This is a genomic window from Rufibacter sp. LB8 (assembly GCF_014876185.1).
GTDB lineage: Bacteria > Bacteroidota > Bacteroidia > Cytophagales > Hymenobacteraceae > Nibribacter.
Genome location: NZ_JADALJ010000001.1, coordinates 983,060 through 1,007,369, shown reverse-complemented (window position 1 = coordinate 1,007,369; position 24,310 = coordinate 983,060). Strand labels below are relative to the sequence as shown.

The window sequence follows — 24,310 nt, the reverse complement described above, 5'->3', positions numbered from 1 at the left end:
GCTTCAAACGTAGGAAGGTTATGATCTCAAAAGGGCTTTTGAAGTACATTAGGTCACTGCAAATAAAGAAATATAGGTTGCAACACCAAGCTTTCCTAATAGAAGGTGAAAAGAGCGTGGCCGAACTGCTGGCTTCAGACTTTGAACTGGAGACCTTGCTGGTCACCCCCAAATTCCAAGAAAAGCATACCGCCCTGCTGCCAAAAGGTTTTCCGGTGGAAATAGTGACCGAAGACGAACTCACCAAAGCCGGTAGCCTGGAAACCAACAACGCGGCCCTGGCCATTGCCAAGATGCGGCCGCAGGAAGCCTTCAACTGGCAGGAAAACCCGTTTGTGCTGGCCCTGGACGATGTGCGCGACCCTGGCAACCTGGGCACCATTATCAGAATTGCCGACTGGTACGGGCTCACCCGCGTGGTACTTTCCCAAACCTCCGCAGATTTCTACAACCAGAAAACCATTGCCGCCACCATGGGCTCGTTCACCAGAATATCCCCGCATTACGTGGACCTGGAAGCTTTCCTTCAAGCGCGGCCTCAAAAAGTACCCGTGTACGGTGCCGCCCTAGAGGGCGAAAACGTGCATAAACTGCAACTGCAACCCAGCGGCATTTTGGTCATGGGCAATGAATCACATGGCATCAGTCCGGCAATTAGGGCGCAAGTGACCCAACCCCTGCACATACCAGGCCGCGGCGGCGCCGAATCTCTGAACGTGGGCACCGCCACCGCCATTTTGCTGGATAACTTCTTCCGGAACCAGTCTTTCTAATTTCCGTTTTCGGGCTCTAAATCTGAAATGAAGCCTAAATCAGAATCGTCAAGTTTTGGTTTTCGGGCTCTAAATTCAGAATACAGCCAAAAACAGGAAAGGAGCCCTGGAGCTCCTTTTCTGTTTCATGAAGATTGGTTTGGTTAGAATTTCAAAACCCGCACCCCAACCGCGAAGGCTTGGGCTTCTGGCCCCTGGCCTTTCTCAAACATTTTGCTCAGGTGGTACTTGGCGAACACTTCCAGGCTTCTGATGCCCACAAAACCAGACAGACCGTATTGGAAGTGGTTTTGGTTGAAGTCTTGCTCTACTTCCACTGAGCGGGTGTTGCCGCCAACGGAGTATTTAGATTCATACTCGCCGTCAAACTGGTAGCCCACAAAGCCGCCGCCGCCAATTTTGAAGGCTGTTTTATTACGGCTGGTTTTGATATGCAGAGACAACTCCAACGGCACTGTGATGGTAGTGGTAGAATAAGTGCTTTTGTCTAGAGAGATGTCACTTTCTTTCCGGAACACAGTTTGCAAAGTACCATCTGCGGCTGGGGCAATGGCCATGCCCACGTTATCTTTGAAAGCGAAGTTATGGAAGTCAAAGGTTACCCCGGTGATTAAGCGCAGCGGGCTTTCTTCGCCGCCCAAGCGGTAGTGTGACTTAAAGTTCAGGCCCCAGAAAATAGACCCCAGTGGTTTCAGGCTTACTTTGTCCACCGCACCGGCACCGGCGGCATTGTTAGACAGCATTTTCTGGTCACGCAATTGGCTCACGCCCAGGTCTAACTGAAAGTCAAACTCTCTTTTTGGGTAACGCGGCTTTTTCTTTTTATTGATCTCAAACGAGGTGGTGTCATTGTCGCCGGCGTCAATGCGCACAGTGGTTTTGTTGTTGACGGTGTCGCGGTCAATGTCTATGTCAATGTCTTTGAGCCTGACTTTCTTTTTCTCCTGGGTAATCACCTGGGTCTCGTTCTTGGAACGGTCCTGAATGGTCACGGTCACTATGTCTTTGTCAGCGGTAGATTTGTTTTCCAGGGTCACGGTCACGGGTTGGTTGCCAGAACCTTGACCGGCGCGCTCAATCTGGTCTATGTGTTTTTCCAAAATGGTCATCAAGGAATCAAGGCTCTGTGATTTTAGACTTTTTATGTCTTTGATGTCTTTCACCACCACCAGCACTTTGGCGTCGTTTTTCAGTTTGAGAATCAGCGTATCCTGCACCGCAGCGCGGAAAGGTTGATTTGATTTGGCCACAGAAGGCAAGGCGATTGCAGCAGCCATCATGATGGCCGAAAGCAGGGCGTACAAACGTTTCATTAAAATTGGATTTTAGAGTTCGATGGATTTAGAAATTTTCTTGGTCCCAATGCGGGATTCAAAAGCAAAAGTTTGTTTGGTGATACCCAGTTCAGAGAGGCTGATCTTTTCTCCGTCTTTCAGGTTTTTAACTTGTTTCAAGATTCCCTTCAGCACCCGGCCGGTGTTGGGGGCATTATCTGATTCTGCGTCAACGGCTGGGGCGGCTTGCGCGAGGGCCACGGGTTCAGCGTTTGACAGAATCACAGTCACTTCTAAAGGTTGAGCGGCAGAAAGCGTACTGGTTTCAACCGTTTCTACTTTTGTGGGGGCCACGGTGGCTACCATTTCTGGCGCTGGCGTGAACTTCACAGTAGTAGGAGTTATCTCCGTGTTTCCCTTATCTACTGTACCAGATGCACCTGCCGGTTGCGAGGTTGCCTGGGTTTGAGAATTATTTTTTCTGCCCATGGCCAGTAGTTGGTTTCCTTCTTCCGTCACCGGCGCTGGTGCTGCCATTTCTGGTTGTTCGCCTTTGGTATTTGTAGCCGGTTGGGCGGGGTAAGTAGCCGTCTGCTCTGCGTTCGCCCCGCTTAAAGTGCCTGTTTGTTTAGTAGATGGTTTTGCCGTGGCAATGGTTGTCTGGGGTTGAGAAAAATTTATTTCATCTTTCAAGGTCCAGAAACCAACTCCCAAGAGCAAGGTCACCGCGGCCGCCGCTGAGTAATACCACATTGCAACGGGCTTGCGCTCCAGTTGCGGGGCGGGCGGTTGCATGCGGGCCTGGAGGCGTTCCCAGGCCTCATTGCTGGGGGCCACGGATCTGTTCTGCAACTTATCCCTGAATAGTTTATCTACGTCTACTGCGCCGGAACCCTTTTGCGAGGCGGTGGCGGGTTGCATGCGAGCCTGCAAGCGTTCCCAAGCTTCATAGCTGGGGACCACAGGTTGGTTTTGCAGCCTATCTCTGAATAGTTTATCTAAATCTTCTGCGCTCATGTCTTTATAGATTAGATGGCGACCATTACCCCTTGCTGCGCCAGCATGCGCTGTAGCATGGCCCGGGCTTTGCTTAACTGTGATTTTGAGGTGCCTTCAGAAATATTCAGCATCTCGGCAATCTCTTTGTGGGAATACCCCTCAATGGCGTACAAGTTGAATACCGCTCTGTAGCCAGCCGGAAGGTCATGCAGCAAGGCCATCATTTCCTCGGCGGTCATCTCGCTGTCGGGCAGGGCGTCTTCAGAAGCCAGGTAGTTGTGCTCTTTCTCAATAGCCATGTGTACCGGCTCCTGCTTGCGGAGAAACTGCAGTGCCTCATTGACCATGATACGGCGTACCCAACCCTCAAAACTGCCTTTGTTCTCGAAGCGCCCTACGTTCTGGTACACTTTCATGAACCCGTTGATCAAGACTTCCTCGGCATCCATGTCATCCTTCAGGTAGCGGCTACAAACCCCCATCATGTGGCTGGCGTAACGCTCGTATAGGAATCGCTGGGCTTTGGCATCACCTTGCTGTAGTGCTTGTACCAGTTCTGTCTCGTTCACAAGTTGTAAAGTTTTAAGCGATAGCTTGGTTCTTGTTTGATGGTAAGATGCACCACCTGGAGGATGGGTTGCCCGGAGATCAAAAAATATTTGGGTAAAGATAAAAAGTTGCCGCTTTTTTCCCACAAAACAGCCCAGATATTCGTTTTCGGGCTCATTTCTGAAAATGAAGCCGAAAACGGAAATTGTTGATTGTGAATTGTTGATTGTTTTCTCTGGAATTATGCTGATCGAACACTGATTATTTCTTTGAGAATTGATTAGACTTTAGTTAGAGGCAGCGAGCAAAGCTCTGCAGAGGGTTGCTTCTATCTTTTGGATTGCGAGTTGTGGTTGTAGGGACAGGTCACGACCTGTCCGCACGCATTCCTGATTTACGCATTTCTTTTGCAAATGCTGCCTTGTTTGATTCGTGGTATATTGCTTGCTGTGGCCACCGCTTAGGACAGGTCGCGACCTGTCCCTACATTTCCTAATTTGTGGGTAGATGAAAGTTCGTAAATTTGCGTTAGACTTTTAAATCCCGAAGCACATGCGCCTACTCTATATTTTTCTTTTATCAATCCTTAGTCTTACCGCAACTGCGCAAGACATAGCCAAACCAGAACCCAAAGTGGTGAAAAAACAGGTGAAGAAGGAAAAGGCGGTGTTAGTAGATGTTCGCACACCCGAGGAATTTGCTGCGGGGCACGTGAAGAAAGCCCAGAATTCAGATTTGCGCGGCGGAGCCTTTCAGCAGGAGTTCAGCAAATGGGACAAAAATAAAACGTATTACCTGTACTGCGCCTCGGGCAACCGCAGCGGACAGGCCTTGAAATTGATGCAGGAAGCAGGCTTTACCAACGTGGTGAACCTGGGAGCATTCAAAGACCTGAAGTCAACTGGTTTTCCCGTCAAATCCAAAACAGAGGCCAAAAACGGAAAAGAATAATCACAACACCAGGGCCGTGAACAACTTGTCCAGGGTTTCTGCCGGGTTCTCACTCAAGCCTGGGTGCACCGCCGACGTCTGCACCACGGTGCTCCTGGTAGAAGTAAGCCACCGGAATCTGGAGGCCAACGGAAAAGCTCCAATAACACCACCGTTTTTTCCGCCGCAGCAGATGCGGTCAAATGCCTGCAGGCGCTGGTTAAGTTCTTCTACATCTAGCGTAGGAGAGAAAGCCTTCAATCGGGCTTCATCTATATAAAACTTGGCCTGAAGGAATTTCTGGGGTCCGCAAAACAAAATCACGCCTACATTCATGAATTCTTCGCGTTCCACCCTGGGTACCACGCGCAGCACGGCGTACTCAAACAAGTAACGTTCTGGCATGGTCGGCGGCGTTGGTGAAGATGTGGGAATGGGCCAGGCGCGTCTCTAAAAACTGTACGTAAGCTTGGCGGTGCTCCTGCACGGTGGTGAACGGCGAATCGCCCAAGAGCCAGTCATCTGGAATTAACCCTACAATGTTTTGAATCACTTCCGGCGTGAGCAAAGACTTGAACTGCTGGTCTACGGCGGCTAATTGCGTGGCTTTGGGCAATAACACGTGGTCTTTGATTTGCGGGAACGGTTTCTTGGCGGTTTCTTCCACATTGGGCCAGGAGTGGTGGAAGTAAAACGCCGCGCCGTGGTCAATAAGCCAGAGTTCCTTGTGCCACATGAGCATGTTGGTGTTACGGGCGGTGCGGTCCACGTTGGTCACCAGGCAGTCTAGCCACACAATCTGCGAGGCCAGTGTTGCGTCCACGGAATTCACCAGCGCGTCAAACGTGATGGCCCCGCTCAGGTAATGCAATCCCAGATTCAAGCCCTCACTGAACCGCAGCAAATCCTGAATCTCCTCGTCGGCCTCCGTGCGCCCGAAGGCTTCGTCCAGAGACGCGAACACCAGTTCCGGTACGCGCAAACCCAGCACCCGGGCAATTTCCCCGGCCACCAGTTCGGCAATCAAGGCCTTCACACCCTGGCCTGCGCCCCGGAACTTGAGCACGTACAGAAACTCGTCATCTGCTTCCACCAATGCAGGCAACGAACCGCCTTCTCGTAAAGGCGTGACGTAGCGCGTGACCTGGACATGGCGTAATTCTGGGGGTTGGTAGGGCATGGGGCTTGAAAAGGGGAATAGGTTTAGTAGCTGATTTTAAGTATTTTAACGGTCTCGTATAAACAACGGGCAAGGCCTTATGACGAATAAGTACTTTTATATATGGTTATAAAGTCATGTATCCAATTAAATAGCTAAAAAGTTTTTGATTACATCTACCATTTCAAATCTAAACTTTGACCCTAACCATTTATGGTAATCAGGATGATAAATCCTAATAGCTCTATTTATATATGGTATATTTTCAATAATTGAAACTTGATTTGAGGGGTAATGATCAATATTAGAAAACGTAGCCATTGGATATGTTTTCCTTATATGCTTATCATAGGTTGGCCCGGTTAAGAAAACCAAAGCATCTGGATTTAAAATTTCAATTTCTTTCCTAAGAATTCTATTGTTGTCAAAAGTAATTTTATCAATTATCTCTTTTCTTGGACTTTTGCAACAGTAGTCGTGTCTAAGTAATTCAGTTAAAAGAAAACCCACTTTGTTTTTTATAGATAATTCCTTTATTAGCAAATAAATAAATAAATAAATAAATAAATAAATAAATAGGTTTTCGATAATTTTCACCGAGATTATGCTTACAGTAAATCTTCTTCAAAGCGTCAATAAATTTCTGATGCTGACGATTAATTTGTATTAAACCCGCGTTTTCTCTTTGATTTATGTCAAACCAGCCATTAGTCTCTTTCCCAATAATAAGAACTTTATAATCAGAATTTAAAAAATTTCCTTTTGTTGCTTCAACATCTATCAGGTGTGGTGCCGATAATAAACAATCTTCAAGCATTCTTTCGAGATCACTATCTGAAAATATTATTTCTAAATAGTCTTGATATAAATTATCTAGTTGTTTTTGCATAACTTTTATATAATATAATACCGCTAACTAATGTATATAAGCAGTAACCTACAAATGTCAGCATCTTTGGTACACCTAAACATACACTTTATTGTCGCTTTTGGCAAATAATAGTTCCCGTGCTAGGTCACATATAATTTTTTTTCATTCTAAAACTTTTCGTTTTTACCCTCATTTTTAGATACGAGCCCAAAAACGGAAAGAGCCTGAGAAATTTCCCAGGCTCTTTCAATATCGTCTCAAAAAAAAATCTTAATACTGCCCCACAGAGAGCATTACCAAGGTGCAGGCGTGGAGGGTTTCAATGTTCTGTTCCTGGGCTTTCTTCTCGAACTCGTAGTTCTCAGTGCCGGGGTTGAAGATGATGCGCTTGGGTTTTAGAGACAAGATGTAGTCATACCAGCTGGGTTGGTTCTGCGGGCCCACGTATAGCGTGACGGTGTCCACGTCTTCCACCATGGCTTTGTCATATTGAATGGGCAGGCCGGCCACTTCGCCTTTCTTGATGCCTACGGGCACTACCTCATGACCCGAGCGTTTCAACTGGTGCACCGCCTTGTAACTGTAACGACCCGGGTTGTCTGAGGCGCCTACCACTACTGTCTTTTTCATCGTTTTTGGGCTCTGTTTTGGAAATGGAGGCAAAACCACCGAAGGCTGCCTGTGGTTTATACTGAATTCAGAGGCCTTAGGTTAGCGCCTGATCAAGACCGCCACCTGCTCGGCGCAGCGTTCGCCGTCCATCGCGGCTGACACAATTCCCCCGGCGTAGCCCGCACCCTCGGCACACGGGAACAGGTTCTGGATTTGCGGATGCCGTAGCGTTTCTTTGTCCCTAGGTATGCGCACCGGCGAAGAGGTTCTGCTTTCCACGCCCACAATCTGCGCTTCGTTGGTGAGGTAGCCGCGCATTTTGTAGCCAAATTCCTGAAAACCGCCGCGCAGCCGCTGGCCAATCATGGGAGGGAGCACCTCCAGCATGTCCACACTTGCCAAGCCGGGTTGGTACGAGGTCTCCAGCAATGAACCAGACACTTTTCCTTTCACGAAATCCTGCAACCGTTGGGCCGGCGCGACTTGCGTGCCACCGGCGGCGGCGCAGGCTTTCTGCTCCAGCGTTTGTTGTAACCTGAGGCCGGCCAAAGCGCCATGCTGTTTTAAATCCATGTCTTCCAGGTTCACCGCCACCACAATGCCGGAGTTGGCAAACTTAGAATCGCGGCGGCTAGGCGACATGCCGTTGACCACCACTTCGCCTGGAGCCGTGGCTGATGGCACGATAAAACCTCCCGGGCACATGCAGAACGAGAAAACGCCGCGCTCCTGGCCTTTATAAGGAACCTGGTGCACCAAGGAATACGAAGCGGCCGGTAAGAACATGCCACGGTCGCCGTCGCAGTGGTACTGAATTCCGTCTATCAGGCTTTGCTGGTGCTCCACACGCACGCCCATGGCGAAGGGTTTGGCTTCAATCAATATGTTTCTGGCGTGTAGCAGTTCATAAATGTCGCGGGCCGAGTGGCCGGTGGCCAGAATTACTGCTTCGCCTTCAATTGACTGGCCGTTGGCGGTGACCACGCCTTTCATCTCCTGCTTTTCCAAGATGAAATCGGTGACTCGGGTCTCAAAATGGATTTCGCCGCCGGCAGCCAAAATGGTTTCGCGCATCTGGGCAATCAAGACCGGGAGCTTATTGGTGCCGATGTGCGGGTGCGCATCGAAGAGAATATCTGTAGTAGCGCCGTGCTGCACCAGAATCTGAAGGATGCGTTGCACATCGCCCCGTTTCTTGGATCGTGTGTAGAGTTTTCCGTCTGAGTAAGTGCCCGCCCCGCCTTCACCAAAACAGTAGTTGGAATCTGGGTTCACCACGTGCTCTTTGTTGATGGCTGCCAAATCACGCCGGCGGGCGCGCACGTCTTTGCCGCGTTCCACCACCACTGGTTTCAGGCCCAGTTCCAGACACCTTAACGCCGCAAACAGCCCAGCCGAACCAGCGCCCACAATCACCACGCGCGGAGCGTTGGGTTTTACTTCAGGATAAAAATAGGTGGGGAGAATGCTGGAAAGGTCCGGGATTTGGGTTTGGGTATAGACATCGGCGCGTACTTTCACCTGCACCTTCCGGCCGCGGGCATCAATGGAGCGCTTGATTTTATGAATGAAGGTCGCCTCTTGTGGGTGGGAGAGACCTGCCTGCTGCAAGAGTTCGCGCTCCAGCAAGGCCTGGTCATACGCCACCTCCGGCGACAAGACCAAATCTAATTCTTTCTTCATGAAGGAGTGGTAAGGGAGTTAACCTTAAAAACTGTACTAAGTATTCTTGAGAACGCAAAGGTACGCTTCTGCCTGTTAACAGCAGCAGTGCGGCAAAAATTCGTTTTCGGGCTCAATTCTGGAAATGAACACGAAAACGGGAAATGATACCTGGAAATTGCCTGCTTTCATGAAATGCCGCAAGTTTAGCGTGAGCGTAATTTGTGGTTTTGCATCTGGTGGGTTTATCAACTCAACTAAGTTTATAAACTTACAACGTGTTCAGCCACATTTACGCTGCGCCTAAACTTGCGGCATTGATAAGGTTTCTGTTTTCGGGCTCATTTCTGGAAATGAGCCCGAAAACAGAAACCATTTTCAAATTCCCAAATTCCCAAATTTTCAAATTAAAAAGTTAATCAACTTCCCCCACAATGTCATTCACCCAGCCTTTGCCCCAGTTGTCTATTTCCTCAGCAGTCCATATTTCTGGGTAGAAGATGCGCTTCTGGAATTTGGGAGGCAGGTATTTCTGCCAGTTAGTGCCGCCGGTGGCCGCAATCACCGACGGGTCTTTGTGCAGGTACCGCACCGCCGATTTGTAATGCATGAGCGGCCAGTTCACGTTCACGTTGCTGTCCAGTTCCTTGAGGTGGTTGATGAGCTTGGGGTTCTGCTGTTCCTTCGGGCTCAATTGTTTGTATACCGCCCACAGGTTTTTGGTGGCGAACTCCTGCGCGTGCCGGATTAATTTAGCCGAATATTTCTCCTCGAATTGAAGCAAAGTGAGGGTTTTGGCACCGGTAGCGGCTTCAGTGGCGCCCTCTTTCCAGTAGATGCAGCCGTACATTTCCTCGTGGGTGCTTTGCAGGCCCAGGGCTTCGCGTTTGGCTTTGTCGGTGAGGTTGCGCAGGTCCGTGGAGCAGATTTCAATCATTCTATACTGCACTGACTGAAAACCACTTGCGGGCATAAGCGCCATCCGGAACTTTAAGAATTCCTTAGGGTCCATACCGTCTACCATCACGTCAAAAGAATCAATCAGATTCTCGAAATAGCGGTTAATGCGGCCCACGCGGGTGAGGAGCATTTGGCCAGTTGGAGCTGGGTCGGCGGCTACCTGGTTGTACTCATGCAGGCAGAGTTTGAAGTAGAGCTCGGTGATCTGGTGGTACATGATGAAGATTTCCTCATCGGGTATTTTGGTGCGCGGGTTCTGGAGGCTCAACAGGGTGTCCAGGTGAATGTAATCCCAGTAGTTGAGGAAGTCAGAATACAAAAGCCCTTCCAGGTATGATGCCAGATCCTGCCCCAGCGGCCGGTATTTCTGTTGAAGCTGGTCCAGCAAAGCCAGGACCTCCGGGGAGAAGTTCTTGTCAGACATATATTAATTTGTGAATATTTGTAATAAAGGCCTTAAAGCTTCGACAAAGAAAGTAAAACTAATTGGAAAACCCGGCCACCCCAAGCATTACCGCAGGGTTTACGGGGTGACCAGCAGGAGCAGGCGGGATTTTACCAGTTCAGGCGCAATAATTCAGGTGAGCCTCTATACAGCTCCGCAATATTTTTACCTTTGGAGCTAAACACCTCCAAAAACAGACCATGGCAGAGAAAAGCAGCATTTTTGATATGATTGGACCGGTCATGATTGGGCCTTCCAGCTCGCATACCGCCGGCGTGGTACGCATTGCCCGGGCCGCTATCAGAATTCTGGGGGCTCAACCGGTAGATGCCACGGTCACGTTTTACAACTCGTTTGCGCGCACCTATGAAGGCCACGGCAGCGACCGCGCCATTATTGCCGGCATGCTGGATTTCAAGACCGATGACACGCGCATCAAAGAGGCGTTTGACCATGCCCAGGAGTACGGGTTGAAATATCATTTTAAATCAGTGGGAAACGCATCTACCATGCACCCCAACACCATAAAGCTTAATTTGACGGCGGCAGACGGCCGAACAGCTGAGGTGGTAGGACAGAGCCGGGGCGGCGGCGTGATCAGCATTGTGGAGGTAGATGGCTTTCCGTCTAACTTTTCTGCTAACTTGCACACGCTCATCATTGACGCCGACGACGTGCAGGGCAGCATTGCCTTTATCTCCAGCGTGATTGCGCATGATGACTGCAACATTGCCACCATGAACGTGAGCCGCAAGGGCCGCCATGATATGGCCCGGCAATTTATAGAAATGGACTCAGGCCTGCGGCCTATATCGTTAGAATACCTCCGGCAATTAAGCTGGGTGAAAAATGTGATCTATATTCCTAACATTGACTTATAAAATGCCGAGATTTTCTTCTGCCTTGCTCTTAACGCTTGGCCTGGCCACAGGAGGGCACTCCCTCGCAACGGCCCAAACCGCGGCGCCCACCGGTGAAACCGTCTGGAACTTGCGGCAGGTGATTGACCATGCGGTCAAGAACAACCTGCAGGTGCGTCAGGTGGGCCTTTCTGTGGAACAAGCCGCCATCAACGCTAACCAGGCCCGCGCCAACCAATTGCCCTCCATCAACGGAAGCGGGTCGCACGGGTTCAATAATGGTTTCTTCCTGGACCCCGTTCGTAACGAAATCCAGAACACCCAAATCTGGTCTGGTAGTTTTTCGGTAAGCGGCCAGGTCAATCTGTACAGCGGCTTGCAGGTGCAGAACACCATTAAACGCAACCGTCTGGACCATGAAGCTTTCAAGCTGGATCAGCAGAAAGCCCAGAATGATATAGTCCTGAACGCGGTGACGGCCTACATGCAAATTCTGCTGAACCAGGAACTGCTCAAGACCAACCAGGAGCGCCTTACGCTAACACAAAGCCAGTTAGACCGCACCCAACGCCTGTTCAAAGCCGGCAGCGTACCTGAAAGCAATGTGTTAGATCTCAATGCCCAAATGGCTAGTGATGAATTGAATATCATTACGGCACAGAACAACATTGAATTGGCAGAACTCAGGCTGATCAACCTCCTGAATCTGGAAAACGCCATGCCGTCTAACTTCGCTATTGAGGTGCCCCAGTTGCCAGACCCAGACCAGTCAGTAGTGTCATTTAATCCGCAGGAGGTGTTTAGAACCGCGGAAGAGGTGATGCCTGAGATCAAACGGGCCATGCTCCGGATTGAGAGCGCCAAGCAGTCTGTGGCCATTGCCCGGGGTGCTTACCAACCCAGCTTGAGCTTGGTAGGAAGCATCAGTAGCCGGTATTCCAGCGGTTCAAATTTATTCGCCATTGGGCAGCCTATCCCGGTAAGACGTCAGATTGGTGTGGTAGATGGCAGTGGCCAACCGGTGTTCGCTGAGACAATGATAGTTGACAGAACTCCTTTGACTTACCCGTATTTCAACCAGTTGCAAGACAACTTAGGGCAGTTCATTGGGTTGAACCTGAACATTCCTATCTTGAACGGTTTCCGGGTGAGAAACAACGTGCAGCTTTCCAGAATTGGGTTACGCAACGCGGAACTGAACAAAGACATCGCCAGAAATGACTTGCAACAAATCATTGCCCAGTCTTACACAGATGCCATTGGCGCGCAGAAACGGTTTTCGGCTGCCAAGCGTCAACTAGAAGCGTTTGACCAGGCCTATAAAAACGCGGAGATCAGACTCAACAACGGTTTGATCAACAACGTTGATTTCAACGTGGCCCGCAACAACCTGGTCAAAGCCCAGTCAGACATCATTCAAGCCAAATACGACTACACTTTCAAATTAAAGATCCTGGAATTCTACCAGGGTAAAACCATAACCTTGTAACCTAGCCATGGCTAAACGTAAATCAAACAAACTATTATACATTTTAGGCGGATTGGTAGTATTGCTGCTGGTGTTTCTGCTGGTAGCTAAAAAGAGCGGTTGGATTGGCAAAGAAGAAGGCACCGAGGTGATGGTGGAGAAAGTGAAGCCCGCCACCATTGTGGAGAAAGTAAGCGCCTCCGGCAAGATTCAGCCTGAGATTGAAGTAAAAATCAGCCCAGACGTTTCAGGGGAAATCACTGAGCTGTTTGTGAAAGAAGGCGATTCTGTAAAGGCGGGCCAATTATTGTTGCGCATTCGCCCTGACAATTACCAGGCCATGGTGGAGATGCAATCCGCCTCGGTAAACACGCAGCGCGCCAACCTGGCGCAAGCCAAAGCCAGACTGAACCAAGCCTTGGCCAACAGCAAAAACATACAACAGAACTATGAGCGTAACCGCAAACTGTTTGAGCAGAAGGTGATTTCGCAGTCTGAGTTTGACGCTTCCCGCGCTCAGTATGAAGCCAACCGCGCCGAACTAGACGCCGCCCGCCAAAGTGTGCGCGGTGCCGAATCCACGGTACGCAGCGCCAGCGCTTCTTTGGAAGAATCCAGAAGAAACCTGGACAAGACCACCATTTTCTCCCCGGTGAACGGCACCATCTCTAAACTGAGCGTGGAAAAAGGCGAACGCGTGGTAGGAACCTCCCAAATGGCCGGAACTGAGATCATGCGCATTGCCAACCTGAGTAACATGGAAGTACGCGTGAACGTGAACGAAAACGACATTGTACGCGTGCACCTGAATGATTCTGCCATTGTGGAAGTGGATTCCTACTCCGGCGAAAACCGCAAGTTCAGAGGTCTGGTAACGTCCATCGCCAATACGGCCAAAGACGCGACTACCTTAGAAGCTGTGACCGAGTTTGAAGTGCGCATCCGGTTGTTGAATGACTCGTACCAGGACATGGTGCAGAAAAGCGGTCGTTCGCCATTCAGACCGGGCATGACTGCCTCCGTGGACATCATCACCGACCAAAAGTCAGACGTACTGTCAGTGCCGTTGGCCTCTGTGACTACCAGAAGCAAAGACAAACCCGGCGCTAAAAAAGAAACCACTGCCCCGGCAGACGCAAACACCCAAGGCCCTGAGAAACCAGTAAGAGCCGGAGAGCGCCCAGACGAAGTGGTGTTTGTGCATGAAAAAGGCAAAGTGAAGATGGTGAAAGTGACCACCGGCATTAGTGACTTTGACAACATTGAGATTCTCTCAGGCTTGAAACCAGGCCAGGAAGTGATTTCAGGACCATTCAGAGCCGTTTCTAAACAGTTGAAAGACGGTGACGTAGTGGTAGTGAAGGATGAAAAATCACTGAGTAAAAGTTTAAAAGAAGAGAAACCAGTAGAAGAATAACCCTTGCAGATACAAGAGAAAATTGCGGTAGTGGGTGGGGGTAGCTGGGCTACCGCCCTGGTGAAGATTCTGTCTGAGAACGGCGCCGAAGTCAATTGGTGGCTCCGGAGCCCTGAAGACGTAGCCCATCTGCAGCAATACGCCCACAACCCACGGTACCTCAGCGGCGTTCGGTTTGACCTGGACTATGTAAAACCGTCTACTGATCTGGCTGAAACCGTGGCCAAAGCCGATTGGGTGATTCTTGCGGTGCCGGCCGCGTTTGTGCAGCAGGCGCTTACGCCCTTGGCGCAAGACGCCTTTAAAGGCAAAACGTTGGTATCGGCGGTGAAAGGCATGATTCCGGTCCAGAACATCTTGATCACCGATTACTTGGGAGAACAGTACGGCGTTCCGGCCGAGCACCAATGCGTGATTGCCGGGCCCTGCCACGCCGAGGAAGTTGCCCTGGAAAAGCAGAGTTACCTCACCATCGGGTCGCATGACATTGTACGGGCAGAACAGTTTTGCCGCCTTCTCCGGAACCGTTACGTGAAAGCCAACCCCTTGGATGACATTGACGGCGTGGAGTATTGCGCGGTGCTCAAGAACATCATTGCCCTGGCCTGCGGCATTGCCCATGGTTTAAACTACGGCGACAATTTTCAGGCGGTGATGGTCTCCAATGCCATGACGGAGATTGAAGATTTCCTGCACGCCATCATGCCCTTGCCGCGAAATTTAACAGGCAGCGCCTATCTGGGAGATTTGCTGGTGACCGCCTATTCGCAGTTCAGCCGGAACCGCACCTTCGGGAATATGATTGGCCGGGGCTATACCGTGAAATCTGCCCAGTTTGAAATGAACATGGTGGCCGAGGGCTATTACGCCGTGCAAAGCATCTATGAACTGAACAAACGTCTGCAGGTGGACATGCCTATCACCACGGCCGTGTACCATATTTTGTATGAGCGCTTTTCGCCAGCTCTGGAGATAGACATTTTAAAGGATAAGTTTAAGTAAGCAGCTTTAGTTTGGCCCATAACAAAAAGACCACCTTGTTTTCGCAAGGTGGTCTTTTGTTATCCAACGTTTTTCATTCCTGTTTTCGGGCTCATTTCTGTAAATGAGGCCGAAAACAGAAAAGTTTGAAATCAAGAAGGACACGTACCACGCGCAGATTCTCCGATTAAGTGGATAGGCCAATTGAGAGTTTGAGAAAGGAGCGCAGCTAAGAAGAAAGGTTTTTATTTCTACTGGCCATCTTTAGACAAGTAGGGACAGGTCGTGACCTGTCCTGAACGGCGGCCCTGGCAATTAGCCCACCATACAACAAATAAGACAGCACCTCATGGGAATGCGTATTTATCAGGAATGCGTGAGGTCAGGTCGCGACCTGTCCCTACAATCATCAACAAAACTTGCTCCCCTTTGCAGACACTCCTCTACTGTGTTGCGCTCGCTGCCTCAAACTTTAGATTAGGCAAACCTTAAGCGGAAAACCTGCAATGAAGACTTTGATTTCCGTTTTCGGCCTCAATTCTGAAAATGAGCCCGAAAACGGAAAAATTCTCAAATTAAAACTTCAGTAATTCCTCGTAGAGCCGGTGCACGGGCAGGCCCATCACATTGAAGTAGGAGCCCTCCATTTTGGTGATGCCCACCATGCCCAGCCAATCCTGCGCGCCGTAACTGCCGGCTTTGTCGAAGGGTTTGCAGGTGTTGATGTAGTAATCTATTTCATCGCGGGAGAGGTCTTTGAAATGCACGGTGGTCACGTCATGGAACACCACGCTTTTCTCCTGGCTCAGCAGACACACACCCGTGTACACCTCATGGCTGCGCCCCGAAAGTTGGGTGAGCATACGGGTGGCCTCGGCGTGGTCATAGGGCTTGTTCAGAACTTTCTCTTCCAGGCAGACAATGGTGTCAGCGGTGATGAGCACGTCCTCGGGCTGCAGGTCTTGGGCGTAGGCGCTGGCTTTGTGGGCGGCCAGGTATTCGGCTACATCGGCCTTGGCCAAATCCAGGGGATAATTTTCGTCCACCTCCTTTACTTTCACCGTGAACGGAAGGCCCAGGTTGGTGAGCAGTTCGTTGCGCCGCGGCGAGTTGGAGGCCAGTATGTAGTTTCTGTTAAAATTCATGGTCTTGTATGGAGGTGAATAAAAAGCCGCAGATTACTTTGGGGTAGAAAAAGGTAGATTTCTGGGGCATGACCGCGCCCGAGTGGCAAACACGCTCCACTTCCTCCATCTTAACTTCATTGGTGATTAGGGCCAGTTGCGCCTGGCCGGCGTCAACTTTGGTCAGGCATTCGGTGAAATTACGCACGTAGGAAAGTCCCTGGTAATGGCGTTGTTCTTCCGCGGAAATGCCCAACACTTTCTCTAGTATGAAATAGTGCATCACGGTCAGGTCCAGGTCTTTTACCACCGCGGGCAAATCCCAATCCAATAAATGGTGCAGTTCTGGTTTCAGGCGGGCTTTATAGGCCTGGCCTTCCAGGTACAAACCAAACGCCCATTGCTTGCCCGTGATTACTTCATTCAACTCAAAGGCTTCTTCAATGGGCTTTAACGTGAAATAAGCTTCTAACTTAGTCAGGAATTCAGCCGCCGAAATTGGTATTTTCTCCAGCAGCCGGTGCGTGGGCAGAATGCGTAAATCATCTGAGGCTGCGTTGGTGAGATACATTAAATGGTAATTGAACGGCTCCTGACCCGTGGCGTCTGGTTGCGCGGCCAATCTTTTCTTGCGGTACGCCAGGGAGCCCTCATAGCGGTGGTGCCCGTCGGCCAAGATGATTTTCTGGTCTTTTATTTGATTTACGAAATGCTGAATCACGGCCACGTCATGAATCACCGAAAGCACATCACGCACGCCTTGGTAATCCTCAGATTCATAGAGCGGCGAGGTAATGCTCTCGTCCATGTATTGTTCCAGAGTGAACGTGGGGTCGGCATACAGGCCGTGGGTGGCGCTGGTGTTCATTTGGGTTTCTTCCAGCAGCGCAATACGGTCATTCACGGCCGCCGGAATGGTGTTTTCGTGCCGAAGAATCTGTCCTTCAGTCCAGTCATAGGCTTTTATATGGCAGAGAAATCCCTTTCGGCAGAATTCTTTGGATGAACCCGGCAACCTGAAGTACTGGTAATACACATAAATGCCCGGCAACGCGTCTTGCAACAGAATGCCAGCTTTTTTCCAGTGTTCGGCGGTGCGGCGCGCCATTTGCGCAGGTTCCGGCCCGGGCGGCACCGAAAGGTGAATGCTGTTGTAGGAGTTTCGGTAGAGCGCCTGCCGCTGCTTCACTGACACCACGTCAAACAGGGGCGAGGTGAGCGCGTCAATGGAGAAGGGCAACTTGGGGTTGTACCGGAAAGCTTTTATAGGGAGAATCTCGGCCATGTGCGTTTTTGGGCTCTATTTTGGAAATGAAGGCGAAAACAGGTTAGGGCGCCAGCCGTTTGATTTTCCAGTCTGTGCCGTTTTGGTCTTTCACGTATTCCAGCCGGTCATGCAAGCGGTTTGGCCGGCCCTGCCAGAATTCTAGGCGCTCCGGAATGACCACGTACCCGCCCCAGTGCGCCGGTCGCGGGAGCACCTCATCGGCTATGAACTTCTGTTGCATTTCCTGTTCCAAAGTTTCCAAAACCTCTCGGCCGTTGATCTCCTGGCTCTGTGGCGAGGCCCAGGCGCCAATCTGGCTTCCTTTGGGGCGGCTCTGGAAATAAGCATCAGAAATCTCACCAGAAACTTGTTTCACCACGCCTTCAATGCGCACCTGCCTTTCCAGCACCGGCCAGAAAAACGTGATAGCGGCGTACGGATTCTGGGCCAGCTGCTGGCCTTTGCGGCTTTGGTAATTGGTGTAAAAGACAAATCCTTCGGCAGACAATTCTTTCAGGAGCACCACGCGGGCGCTTGGTTTGCCCTGCAGGTCACACGTGCTCACGGTCATGGCGGTGGGCTCGTCGGCTTTGGCGGCCAGGGCCTCCTGCAGCCAGGCATCAAACTGCCGCAGCGGGTTTGCCTGCACAGATTGCCGGGTTAACTCCTTCAGGCAATAATTAATCCTGATATCGGCGAGGGACAACGGTTTTTCCATAGGTAGTGCAGTTCTGCGTTTGCAAGAGTAAAAGTAGGGGAATATCTTTAAAAGGTAAGGCAACTAATAAAATGCGGGCATCGTCTTTTACGTACATACCAGTCCGGCGCGGGCATCGTTAGAAATACGCAAATATGATGGGAAGGCAAACCAATGCCCGCCCAATTTAGTAAGTAAGCTGTGTACGCGTAGCCACCCCCTAGAACAGAACCCTATGGCCAAAGCAATTCAGAACGGAAGCATTTTGATCTCAGAGCCTTTTCTGGGCGACCCTAACTTTGAGCGCAGCGTGGTGATTATCTGCCAGCATGACAAGGAGGGCACGGTAGGGTTGGTGCTCAATCGGCTCTCAGCCATGCAACTCTCAGATGTAGTGGAGGTGAACGAGACCATGTTTGACGCCCCCTTGGCAGTGGGCGGCCCCATGCAGCCCAACACGCTCCATTACATTCACCGCCTGCCCAACCTGCCAGACTCCTTGCCTATTGCCGCTGATCTTTTTTGGGGTGGTGATTTTGAGGAACTTACCTCCTGGCTTAACCAGGGCTTGGTGAAAGACGACCAGATAAAATTTTTTGTGGGCTATTCCGGCTGGAGCCCCGGGCAGCTGGAAGAGGAGATAGAGAAAAATGTTTGGTTCGTAAATAACAATGCTGCAAATAAATTGCTTACTTTGAATACAGATACCTTGTGGCGCGACATTTTGAAAGAGATGGGCGGCAAGTACAAAATGTACGCCAACTATCCCGCAGACCCAAGTTTAAACTAACCCAACGGCGCAGAGCCCCACGTGTATGATGAACCAAGAGACGGAAAATCAGAAAAACGAGAATTCGGACAACACCAACAATGCTTCTTCACAGGACCAAGCCCAGGAACAGCGCCGTATTCTGGAAGAACGCCTAGCCGAGATCAATTCACGTAACCAGGCCGACCAAGGCCCCACTGACACCCCGCAGGAACCATCTGCCGTGGCCCAGGAAACCTCTCCAGCAGCTGCAGCGCCTGAAGAAACCACCGAAGCCCAACCCGTGGAAGCGCCCGTAGTGGAGCCCGAGAAAACGCAATCATCGGTATTGGTGTCTGAGGATGAAATAACCGCTGAAGCTTCAGCGCAGCCAGAGGCAGCAGATGCTGTAAATGCAGAAGCGCCCACAAGCGTTGAGGTAGATGATAATTTAATCACGCCAGAAGAAAACACGCCAGCCGCAGAAGCTGTGGTACAGGAAGAACCAACGCCCCCCATTGCAGAGGCCAGCCCCGTGCAGGAAACGCCCGCGGCAAACACGCAGGAATCTTTGCCAGAGGTAACAATTGGGGAAGAAGAGGAACTGCAGCCGCAGGAAGACGTGAACTCGCTCTCCACCGAAGAAATCCAGAAAAGAATCATTGCCTTAACCCAGGAAGGCCAGGCGCGCAAAGCGGGCAAGGCCGTTTCTGAGTTGTACCGCGTGTACGAGCAACGCTTCAATGAAGAGCGCCAGGAAGCTCTGAAAACCTTTGTGGCAGACGGCGGTGCCGAAGATGATTTTGAATACCACGCTCCGCAGACTCACAAAAGCGTGGAGCAGGCCATGCAGCGCTTCCGGGAAAACCGCCACCGCGAACACAAGCAGGAAGAGGAAAACAAAACCCAGAACCTGCAGAAAAAACGCGAGTTGCTGGAAAAACTCAGGTTGTTCATTGAAAATGCCGAGAGTCAAACTTCTGGCAACACCATCAAAGAACTGCAGGCCGAGTGGAAAGCCATTGGCCAGGTTCCTACCACCGATGCCCAGGAACTCTGGAATTCGTACCACGCGCTGCTGGACATGTACTATAACAACCGCAGCATTCTGTTTGAACTCAAAGAACTGGACCGCAAGCGGAATTTAGATGCCAAAGCAGTTTTATGTGACCGCGCCGAAGCCCTGGCCGAGGAGAAAAACATCAACAAAGCCTTGCAAGAACTCCGTCATCTGCATGATGAGTGGAAACATATAGGCCCCGTGCCCAACGAAGCCCGCGACCAAATCTGGAATCGCTTTTTACAGGCCTCTGAGCAGGTGCATAACCGCAAGAAAGAATTCTTTGAGGCGCGCCGCACCGAGGAAATGGCCAACCTTGACGTGAAGAAAGCCTTGCTGGCTGAGATGGAGCAATTCCAGCACATCAAAACTGACCGTATCAATGACTGGCGCGACAAAACCGACCAGATTCAGAAGCTGAAAGAGCGCTGGGACGCCGCCGGTCTGGTGCCTAAGGAACACGCCGAGGAAATCAACAAAGCCTTCTGGAGCAGTTACAAAGCTTTTTTCCATAACAAAAACACCTTCTTCAAGGCCCTGGATGAGGAGAAGATGACTAACTACCGCCAGAAAGTAGCGCTTTGCGAAGAGGCCGAGGCAGTACAGGGCAGCGATGAATGGGACACCACCAAGGAGAAACTGATTCAGCTGCAGAAGAAATGGAAAACCATTGGCCGTGTGCCAGACAAATACTCAGACAAAATCTGGAATCGCTTCAGGACGGCTTGCAACGCGTTCTTTGACCGTCTGCACCAAGAGGCTGAGCAGAAGGAAAACCAGCAGACCCAACTATTTGCGCAGAAGCAGGAGTACGTGGATCAATTGTCCACCAAAATTGCCGACCCAACGTTTGTAGGTTCGCTGCCAGAATTCAACCAGTTGCACCAAGATTGGCAAGGCCTGGGCGCCGAAGGCAAGAAGAACCCTAAACTGGAAGACCGTTTCCAGCAACTCTTGGGCAAGTACCTTGACAAAGTGCCGGAACTGAGCACTGAGCAGAAGGAGCAGACCTTGTTTAAATTGCAACTGACCCATTTAAAGTCGAGCCCAGACGGGGAGCAGAAACTCTACCAGAAAGAACAACATCTGCGCCGCGACATTACCTCTCTGGAGAATGATATTTCCACGCTTAAGACAAACATTGAGTTTTTTGCCCGTTCCAAAAACGCCGAGAAGCTCAGAGAGGAATACCAGACCAAGATTGACGAGGCGCAAAACCGCATTGCACAACTGAAAAACCAACTAAAAACCCTGCGTTCGTAAATTTTCAGGTTGATTTTCAAGCGATTGGTAAAAACCTTAAAAAAAAGAGAGTAGCCGTTTTGCAAATAAGGATCAGACTACTACTTTTGTATCGCTTTCAGCAACGGCAACAATGCTAGAAGCGGATTGCCTCCTTAGCTCAGCTGGTAGAGCAACTGACTTGTAATCAGTAGGTCGCTGGTTCGATCCCGGCAGGAGGCTCCAAAAGAAAAGGCCTCAGCGTAATGCTGAGGCCTTTTAGCTTTTCCCGTTTTCGGGCTCATTTCCAGAAATGAGCCCGAAAACGGGATTTTTTTTTAAACGTTCCCCTTTGAGATCATCTAATATTCAAGCAGTTTTCTGATCGTTAAAACGCCTCGCTAAACGCGAAGTAAATGTACACTCCTTCCTTAGAGGTGGCAATGTCGCCGCGCACCACCATGCCTTCATTGTTAAGTTTGTAGCGCAGTCCGCCGCCGCCCGTGAAGTGAAAGCGGCTGAGGGAAAAATCCTCTGAATATTTAGCCACTTGTCCGGTTCCGGCAAAGGCGGCGCCGCTAATTTTCCAGAACAACGGGAAACGGTATTCGGCCTGGTACACCATGGCGTTGTCATCTCTGAACCGGCCTTCCAGCAACCCGCGCATCACGTTCACGCCACCCAACGGCGACATGAACTGAAAGGGCACATCGCCGGTGGTGAACATGAACATACTTTGCAAGGCAATCACGCCCGGGCCCACGCCGGAGAAATACTTGCGCAGGTCAAGCCGGTAGCGCATGAAATTGGTGTCACTGCCCAGAAATTTCCCGAAGTATTGCGCGTAGGCCTGGTGGTAGGCACCTGTTTTTGGGGTGAACAGATTATCACGGGTGTCATAGATAACAGAAGGGCCCAGGCCTGATGCCACAAACCCGTTGCTGCCTATTATTTCATTTTTCGCCAAAACCCCATTTTCTTTGCGCACCGGAATGGTTTCGCGCTTGAGGTCATACCGGGCACCCAGGTAGACTTTAGACGTGATGCGCTGCTCAAACTGGCCGGTCAGGTTCACGGTGCGGCTGGTGTACGCTTCCTCATTTTCAGGCCGCGTGTCATTTCCCACTCCAAAAAAGAAGTACGGGTAGTCATTGTACTCCAGCAACCCATAGATGTGCTGCCGGTTGTTCTGGCGCCAAACGTCTGCCGTAAAAGCGGTGAGAATCTGTTTCTGGGTGGTATAAATTAAAGTGGGCGAATAGGAGATGGGCCTGTCTGACGACAAACTACCTTTGGGCCTTCGCAAATGCACCACTTTTATACCAAAACCAAAGGCCGTTTCTGGGGTGTAGTAGGCCACCGGGAAAAAATTGATTTTGCGAACGGCCGTGGTCAAAGATGAATCTGCCTGCGCCGTGGTGTCTGATTGCGCCATGGCCGCCGTGCAGAGAGAGCCACAGAAAAGAACTAGTAATTTGAATTTCATATATAGAGTTTCTATGAGCCTCATACGGCTAACCGTAATAGTCCGCCATGGTTTTCTTTAGGATGAACGCAGTTCCGGTGTATTTCCTAAACTTTTAAGCCGTCCATAAGTTAAGAAAGACAACACATATAGTTCACTATTCCTGACTGGCATGATAAATGCCTAATTTTGCCCTATGAAAGAACGTAAATTTTTAACGGTATATCTTTTTTTCCTGACCATCCTTTTATCGGCCTGCGGCACCAGCACACCCGTGAATGCACAGTCGCAGCCCGTGAGCCATGCGGCCTTTGACCAGCAGCTTAAGAAATTTGTCTCGGCCAAAGGCGACGTGAATTACAAAGGGTGGCTCCAGGAGCGAAGCGGCCTGCAACGCTACCTAAAACTGCTCAGTGATAATGCGCCTAACAAGAAATGGAGCAGAGAAGACCAGCTTGCGTACTGGATCAATGCCTACAACGCCTTCACCATTGAACGCATTTTAATGGATTACCCCGTGAAGAGCATCAAAGATTTGGGTGGCCCCATCACTTTTGTGAACACGGTCTGGGATCAGAAATTCTTTAAGATTGGCGGCAAAGATTTCTCCTTGAATAACATTGAGCACAGCGTGCTCCGGAAAGACTTCAAAGAGCCACTCATTCATTTCGCCATTGTGTGTGCCTCTGCTTCTTGCCCGCAGCTACGCAATGAAGCGTATACCGGTGCTAAAATTAACGCGCAGTTAGACGAGCAGGCGCGCCAGTTCATCAATGACCCTTCCAAGAACAGAATCTCCGGCAACAAGGCCCAGCTGTCTGAGATCTTCAACTGGTTTGCCAGCGATTTCAAGAAGAAAGGATCTGTGCTGCAATTTGTGAACACCTATGCCCGCACGCCGGCTGCCCCCAACACCAAGATTTCCTATTTACCTTATGACTGGAGCTTGAACGGGAAGTGATTTTGGCCTCATTTCCAGAAATGAGCCCGAAAACTGAAAGCAAAGCCTCCTACACCAAGGGGCTTTGCTTTTTTTTGTCTAGTTTTCCGGGATGAAGCAAGATGCTTTGGTGCAGGCCACCGCCCACCACGTTGAACAACTCTTCTCCGGCGAAGGCTCCGGCCATGACTGGTTCCATATCAAACGCGTGTGGCAAAACGCCATCACCATTGGCCAGGCTGAAAACGCAGATTTATTTATAGTGCAGCTGGGCGCCCTGCTCCATGACATTGCTGACTGGAAATTCCATAACGGCGATGAAGAAGCCGGCCCCCGGGCCGCAACTGTCTGGCTGTCTTCTCATGGAACGCCCACGCCTGTCATTAAACAAGTTTGCCAGATTATAAAGGAGGTTTCTTACAAAGGGGCCGGCGTGGCCACCAACCCCAGTTCCCTGGAGGGCCGCGTGGTCCAGGACGCTGACCGGCTGGACGCTATTGGTGCCATTGGCATAGCCCGGGCCTTCGCGTACGGTGGGTTTAAAAACCGTGAAATGTACAACCCCACGCAGCCGCCGGAGGTGCATGCCACCTTTGAAGCCTACCAGAAAAACCAAAGTGCCACGCTTAACCATTTCTATGAAAAACTGTTTCTGCTAAAAGACAGGTTCACCACCGCCACCGGCAGGCAACTTGCGGAGCAAAGACACGTTTACATGCAGGAATTTGTGAAGGAGTTCTTGCAGGAATGGCATGGTGCTGAGGATGTGCCGGTTGCCTTTGTGGTATAACCCATGGTTGTAGAGTTTCCCTTGCGTTGTTTTTCCTG

24 protein-coding genes and 1 tRNA gene are annotated in these 24,310 nt (G+C 50.5%); 11 read left to right on the top strand and 14 right to left on the bottom strand.

Features of this window, described 5'->3' with window-relative positions:
• Positions 1 to 20 precede the first annotated feature (20 nt).
• Complete coding sequence (locus tag IMY23_RS04290) at positions 21 to 773, top strand: RNA methyltransferase (RefSeq protein ID WP_192820902.1); 753 nt, start codon at positions 21 to 23, stop codon at positions 771 to 773.
• 143 nt (positions 774 to 916) lie between these two features.
• On the opposite strand, the gene IMY23_RS04285 is transcribed toward IMY23_RS04290, so the two are convergent.
• Genes IMY23_RS04285 through IMY23_RS04275 form a run of 3 tightly spaced genes read right to left on the bottom strand, consistent with a single transcriptional unit; the run spans position 917 to position 3,615 of the window.
• A complete protein-coding gene (locus tag IMY23_RS04285) occupies positions 917 to 2,086 on the bottom strand; it encodes an outer membrane beta-barrel protein (RefSeq protein WP_192820901.1) in 1,170 nt (389 codons plus the stop codon).
• Between the two features lie 12 nt (positions 2,087 to 2,098).
• Complete coding sequence (locus IMY23_RS04280) at positions 2,099 to 3,064, bottom strand: hypothetical protein (RefSeq protein ID WP_192820900.1); 966 nt, start codon at positions 3,062 to 3,064, stop codon at positions 2,099 to 2,101.
• Between the two features lie 11 nt (positions 3,065 to 3,075).
• Positions 3,076 to 3,615 carry a sigma-70 family RNA polymerase sigma factor gene (locus IMY23_RS04275; RefSeq protein WP_192820899.1) on the bottom strand — a complete coding sequence of 180 codons (540 nt, stop codon included), beginning with the start codon at positions 3,613 to 3,615 and terminating at the stop codon, positions 3,076 to 3,078.
• 532 nt (positions 3,616 to 4,147) lie between these two features.
• On the opposite strand from IMY23_RS04275, the gene IMY23_RS04270 reads away from it, so the two are divergent.
• Positions 4,148 to 4,546 (top strand): rhodanese-like domain-containing protein, encoded by a 399-nt coding sequence (locus IMY23_RS04270; protein WP_192820898.1) that lies wholly within the window; start codon positions 4,148 to 4,150, stop codon positions 4,544 to 4,546.
• Here the strand turns inward: IMY23_RS04270 and IMY23_RS04265 are convergent, their stop codons facing one another.
• The 7 genes from IMY23_RS04265 to IMY23_RS04235 all read right to left on the bottom strand — a co-directional run bounded on the left by IMY23_RS04265 (position 4,547) and on the right by IMY23_RS04235 (position 10,213).
• Positions 4,547 to 4,930: a DUF3037 domain-containing protein gene (locus IMY23_RS04265; protein ID WP_192820897.1), complete on the bottom strand. Its 384-nt coding sequence runs from the start codon at positions 4,928 to 4,930 to the stop codon at positions 4,547 to 4,549.
• Positions 4,908 to 5,705, bottom strand: coding sequence for a HipA family kinase (locus IMY23_RS04260; protein WP_192820896.1), 798 nt, complete (start codon positions 5,703 to 5,705; stop codon positions 4,908 to 4,910). The genes IMY23_RS04265 and IMY23_RS04260 overlap by 23 nt, the downstream gene beginning before the upstream one ends.
• A 126-nt stretch (positions 5,706 to 5,831) precedes the next feature.
• Complete coding sequence (locus IMY23_RS04255; RefSeq protein ID WP_192820895.1) at positions 5,832 to 6,194, bottom strand: hypothetical protein; 363 nt, start codon at positions 6,192 to 6,194, stop codon at positions 5,832 to 5,834.
• On the bottom strand, positions 6,175 to 6,573 hold the full coding sequence (locus tag IMY23_RS04250; protein WP_192820894.1) for a hypothetical protein: 399 nt from the start codon (positions 6,571 to 6,573) through the stop codon (positions 6,175 to 6,177). Before IMY23_RS04250 ends, IMY23_RS04255 begins: the two co-directional genes overlap by 20 nt.
• 252 nt (positions 6,574 to 6,825) lie before the next feature.
• Complete coding sequence (locus IMY23_RS04245) at positions 6,826 to 7,185, bottom strand: CoA-binding protein (RefSeq protein WP_192820893.1); 360 nt, start codon at positions 7,183 to 7,185, stop codon at positions 6,826 to 6,828.
• A gap of 81 nt (positions 7,186 to 7,266) precedes the next feature.
• On the bottom strand, positions 7,267 to 8,850 hold the full coding sequence (locus IMY23_RS04240) for an NAD(P)/FAD-dependent oxidoreductase (RefSeq protein ID WP_192820892.1): 1,584 nt from the start codon (positions 8,848 to 8,850) through the stop codon (positions 7,267 to 7,269).
• 394 nt (positions 8,851 to 9,244) lie between these two features.
• The gene (locus IMY23_RS04235) at positions 9,245 to 10,213 is read right to left on the bottom strand and encodes a tryptophan 2,3-dioxygenase family protein (protein WP_192820891.1); all 969 of its coding nucleotides are present in this window, start codon (positions 10,211 to 10,213) and stop codon (positions 9,245 to 9,247) included.
• Between the two features lie 221 nt (positions 10,214 to 10,434).
• On the opposite strand from IMY23_RS04235, the gene sdaAB reads away from it, so the two are divergent.
• From sdaAB to IMY23_RS04215, 4 genes are read left to right on the top strand one after another with little or no spacing between them, the layout of a single operon-like run.
• The gene (gene sdaAB / locus IMY23_RS04230; protein ID WP_192820890.1) at positions 10,435 to 11,115 is read left to right on the top strand and encodes an L-serine ammonia-lyase, iron-sulfur-dependent subunit beta; all 681 of its coding nucleotides are present in this window, start codon (positions 10,435 to 10,437) and stop codon (positions 11,113 to 11,115) included.
• Between the two features lies 1 nt (position 11,116).
• Positions 11,117 to 12,583 (top strand): TolC family protein, encoded by a 1,467-nt coding sequence (locus IMY23_RS04225; protein ID WP_192820889.1) that lies wholly within the window; start codon positions 11,117 to 11,119, stop codon positions 12,581 to 12,583.
• Positions 12,584 to 12,590: 7 nt separating this feature from the next.
• On the top strand, positions 12,591 to 13,979 hold the full coding sequence (locus IMY23_RS04220) for an efflux RND transporter periplasmic adaptor subunit (protein ID WP_192820888.1): 1,389 nt from the start codon (positions 12,591 to 12,593) through the stop codon (positions 13,977 to 13,979).
• Between the two features lie 3 nt (positions 13,980 to 13,982).
• A complete protein-coding gene (locus tag IMY23_RS04215; protein WP_192820887.1) occupies positions 13,983 to 14,981 on the top strand; it encodes an NAD(P)H-dependent glycerol-3-phosphate dehydrogenase in 999 nt (332 codons plus the stop codon).
• Between the two features lie 554 nt (positions 14,982 to 15,535).
• Here the strand turns inward: IMY23_RS04215 and IMY23_RS04210 are convergent.
• The 3 genes from IMY23_RS04210 to pdxH are packed head-to-tail and all read right to left on the bottom strand — an operon-like array spanning position 15,536 to position 18,069.
• Positions 15,536 to 16,105 (bottom strand): Maf family nucleotide pyrophosphatase, encoded by a 570-nt coding sequence (locus IMY23_RS04210; RefSeq protein WP_192820886.1) that lies wholly within the window; start codon positions 16,103 to 16,105, stop codon positions 15,536 to 15,538.
• Positions 16,095 to 17,369: a DUF1015 domain-containing protein gene (locus tag IMY23_RS04205; RefSeq protein ID WP_192820885.1), complete on the bottom strand. Its 1,275-nt coding sequence runs from the start codon at positions 17,367 to 17,369 to the stop codon at positions 16,095 to 16,097. The genes IMY23_RS04210 and IMY23_RS04205 overlap by 11 nt, the downstream gene beginning before the upstream one ends.
• Before the next feature lie 43 nt (positions 17,370 to 17,412).
• Positions 17,413 to 18,069 carry a pyridoxamine 5'-phosphate oxidase gene (gene pdxH / locus IMY23_RS04200; protein ID WP_192820884.1) on the bottom strand — a complete coding sequence of 219 codons (657 nt, stop codon included), beginning with the start codon at positions 18,067 to 18,069 and terminating at the stop codon, positions 17,413 to 17,415.
• A gap of 214 nt (positions 18,070 to 18,283) precedes the next feature.
• Here pdxH and IMY23_RS04195 point away from each other — a divergent pair, with 214 nt between their 5' ends.
• The 3 genes from IMY23_RS04195 (at position 18,284) to IMY23_RS04185 (ending at position 21,323) form a co-directional block, all read left to right on the top strand.
• Positions 18,284 to 18,838: a YqgE/AlgH family protein gene (locus IMY23_RS04195; RefSeq protein WP_192820883.1), complete on the top strand. Its 555-nt coding sequence runs from the start codon at positions 18,284 to 18,286 to the stop codon at positions 18,836 to 18,838.
• 25 nt (positions 18,839 to 18,863) lie between these two features.
• Positions 18,864 to 21,119 (top strand): DUF349 domain-containing protein, encoded by a 2,256-nt coding sequence (locus IMY23_RS04190; protein ID WP_225986408.1) that lies wholly within the window; start codon positions 18,864 to 18,866, stop codon positions 21,117 to 21,119.
• Between the two features lie 128 nt (positions 21,120 to 21,247).
• A tRNA-Thr gene (locus IMY23_RS04185) sits at positions 21,248 to 21,323 on the top strand.
• 142 nt (positions 21,324 to 21,465) lie between these two features.
• Here the strand turns inward: IMY23_RS04185 and IMY23_RS04180 are convergent.
• Positions 21,466 to 22,563 (bottom strand): BamA/TamA family outer membrane protein, encoded by a 1,098-nt coding sequence (locus IMY23_RS04180; RefSeq protein ID WP_192820882.1) that lies wholly within the window; start codon positions 22,561 to 22,563, stop codon positions 21,466 to 21,468.
• A 175-nt stretch (positions 22,564 to 22,738) separates the two neighbouring features.
• Here IMY23_RS04180 and IMY23_RS04175 point away from each other — a divergent pair, with 175 nt between their 5' ends.
• Both IMY23_RS04175 and IMY23_RS04170 read left to right on the top strand, forming a co-directional pair.
• On the top strand, positions 22,739 to 23,503 hold the full coding sequence (locus IMY23_RS04175) for a DUF547 domain-containing protein (protein WP_192820881.1): 765 nt from the start codon (positions 22,739 to 22,741) through the stop codon (positions 23,501 to 23,503).
• Positions 23,504 to 23,594: 91 nt separating this feature from the next.
• Positions 23,595 to 24,272: an HD domain-containing protein gene (locus IMY23_RS04170; protein WP_192820880.1), complete on the top strand. Its 678-nt coding sequence runs from the start codon at positions 23,595 to 23,597 to the stop codon at positions 24,270 to 24,272.
• Positions 24,273 to 24,310 lie beyond the last annotated feature (38 nt).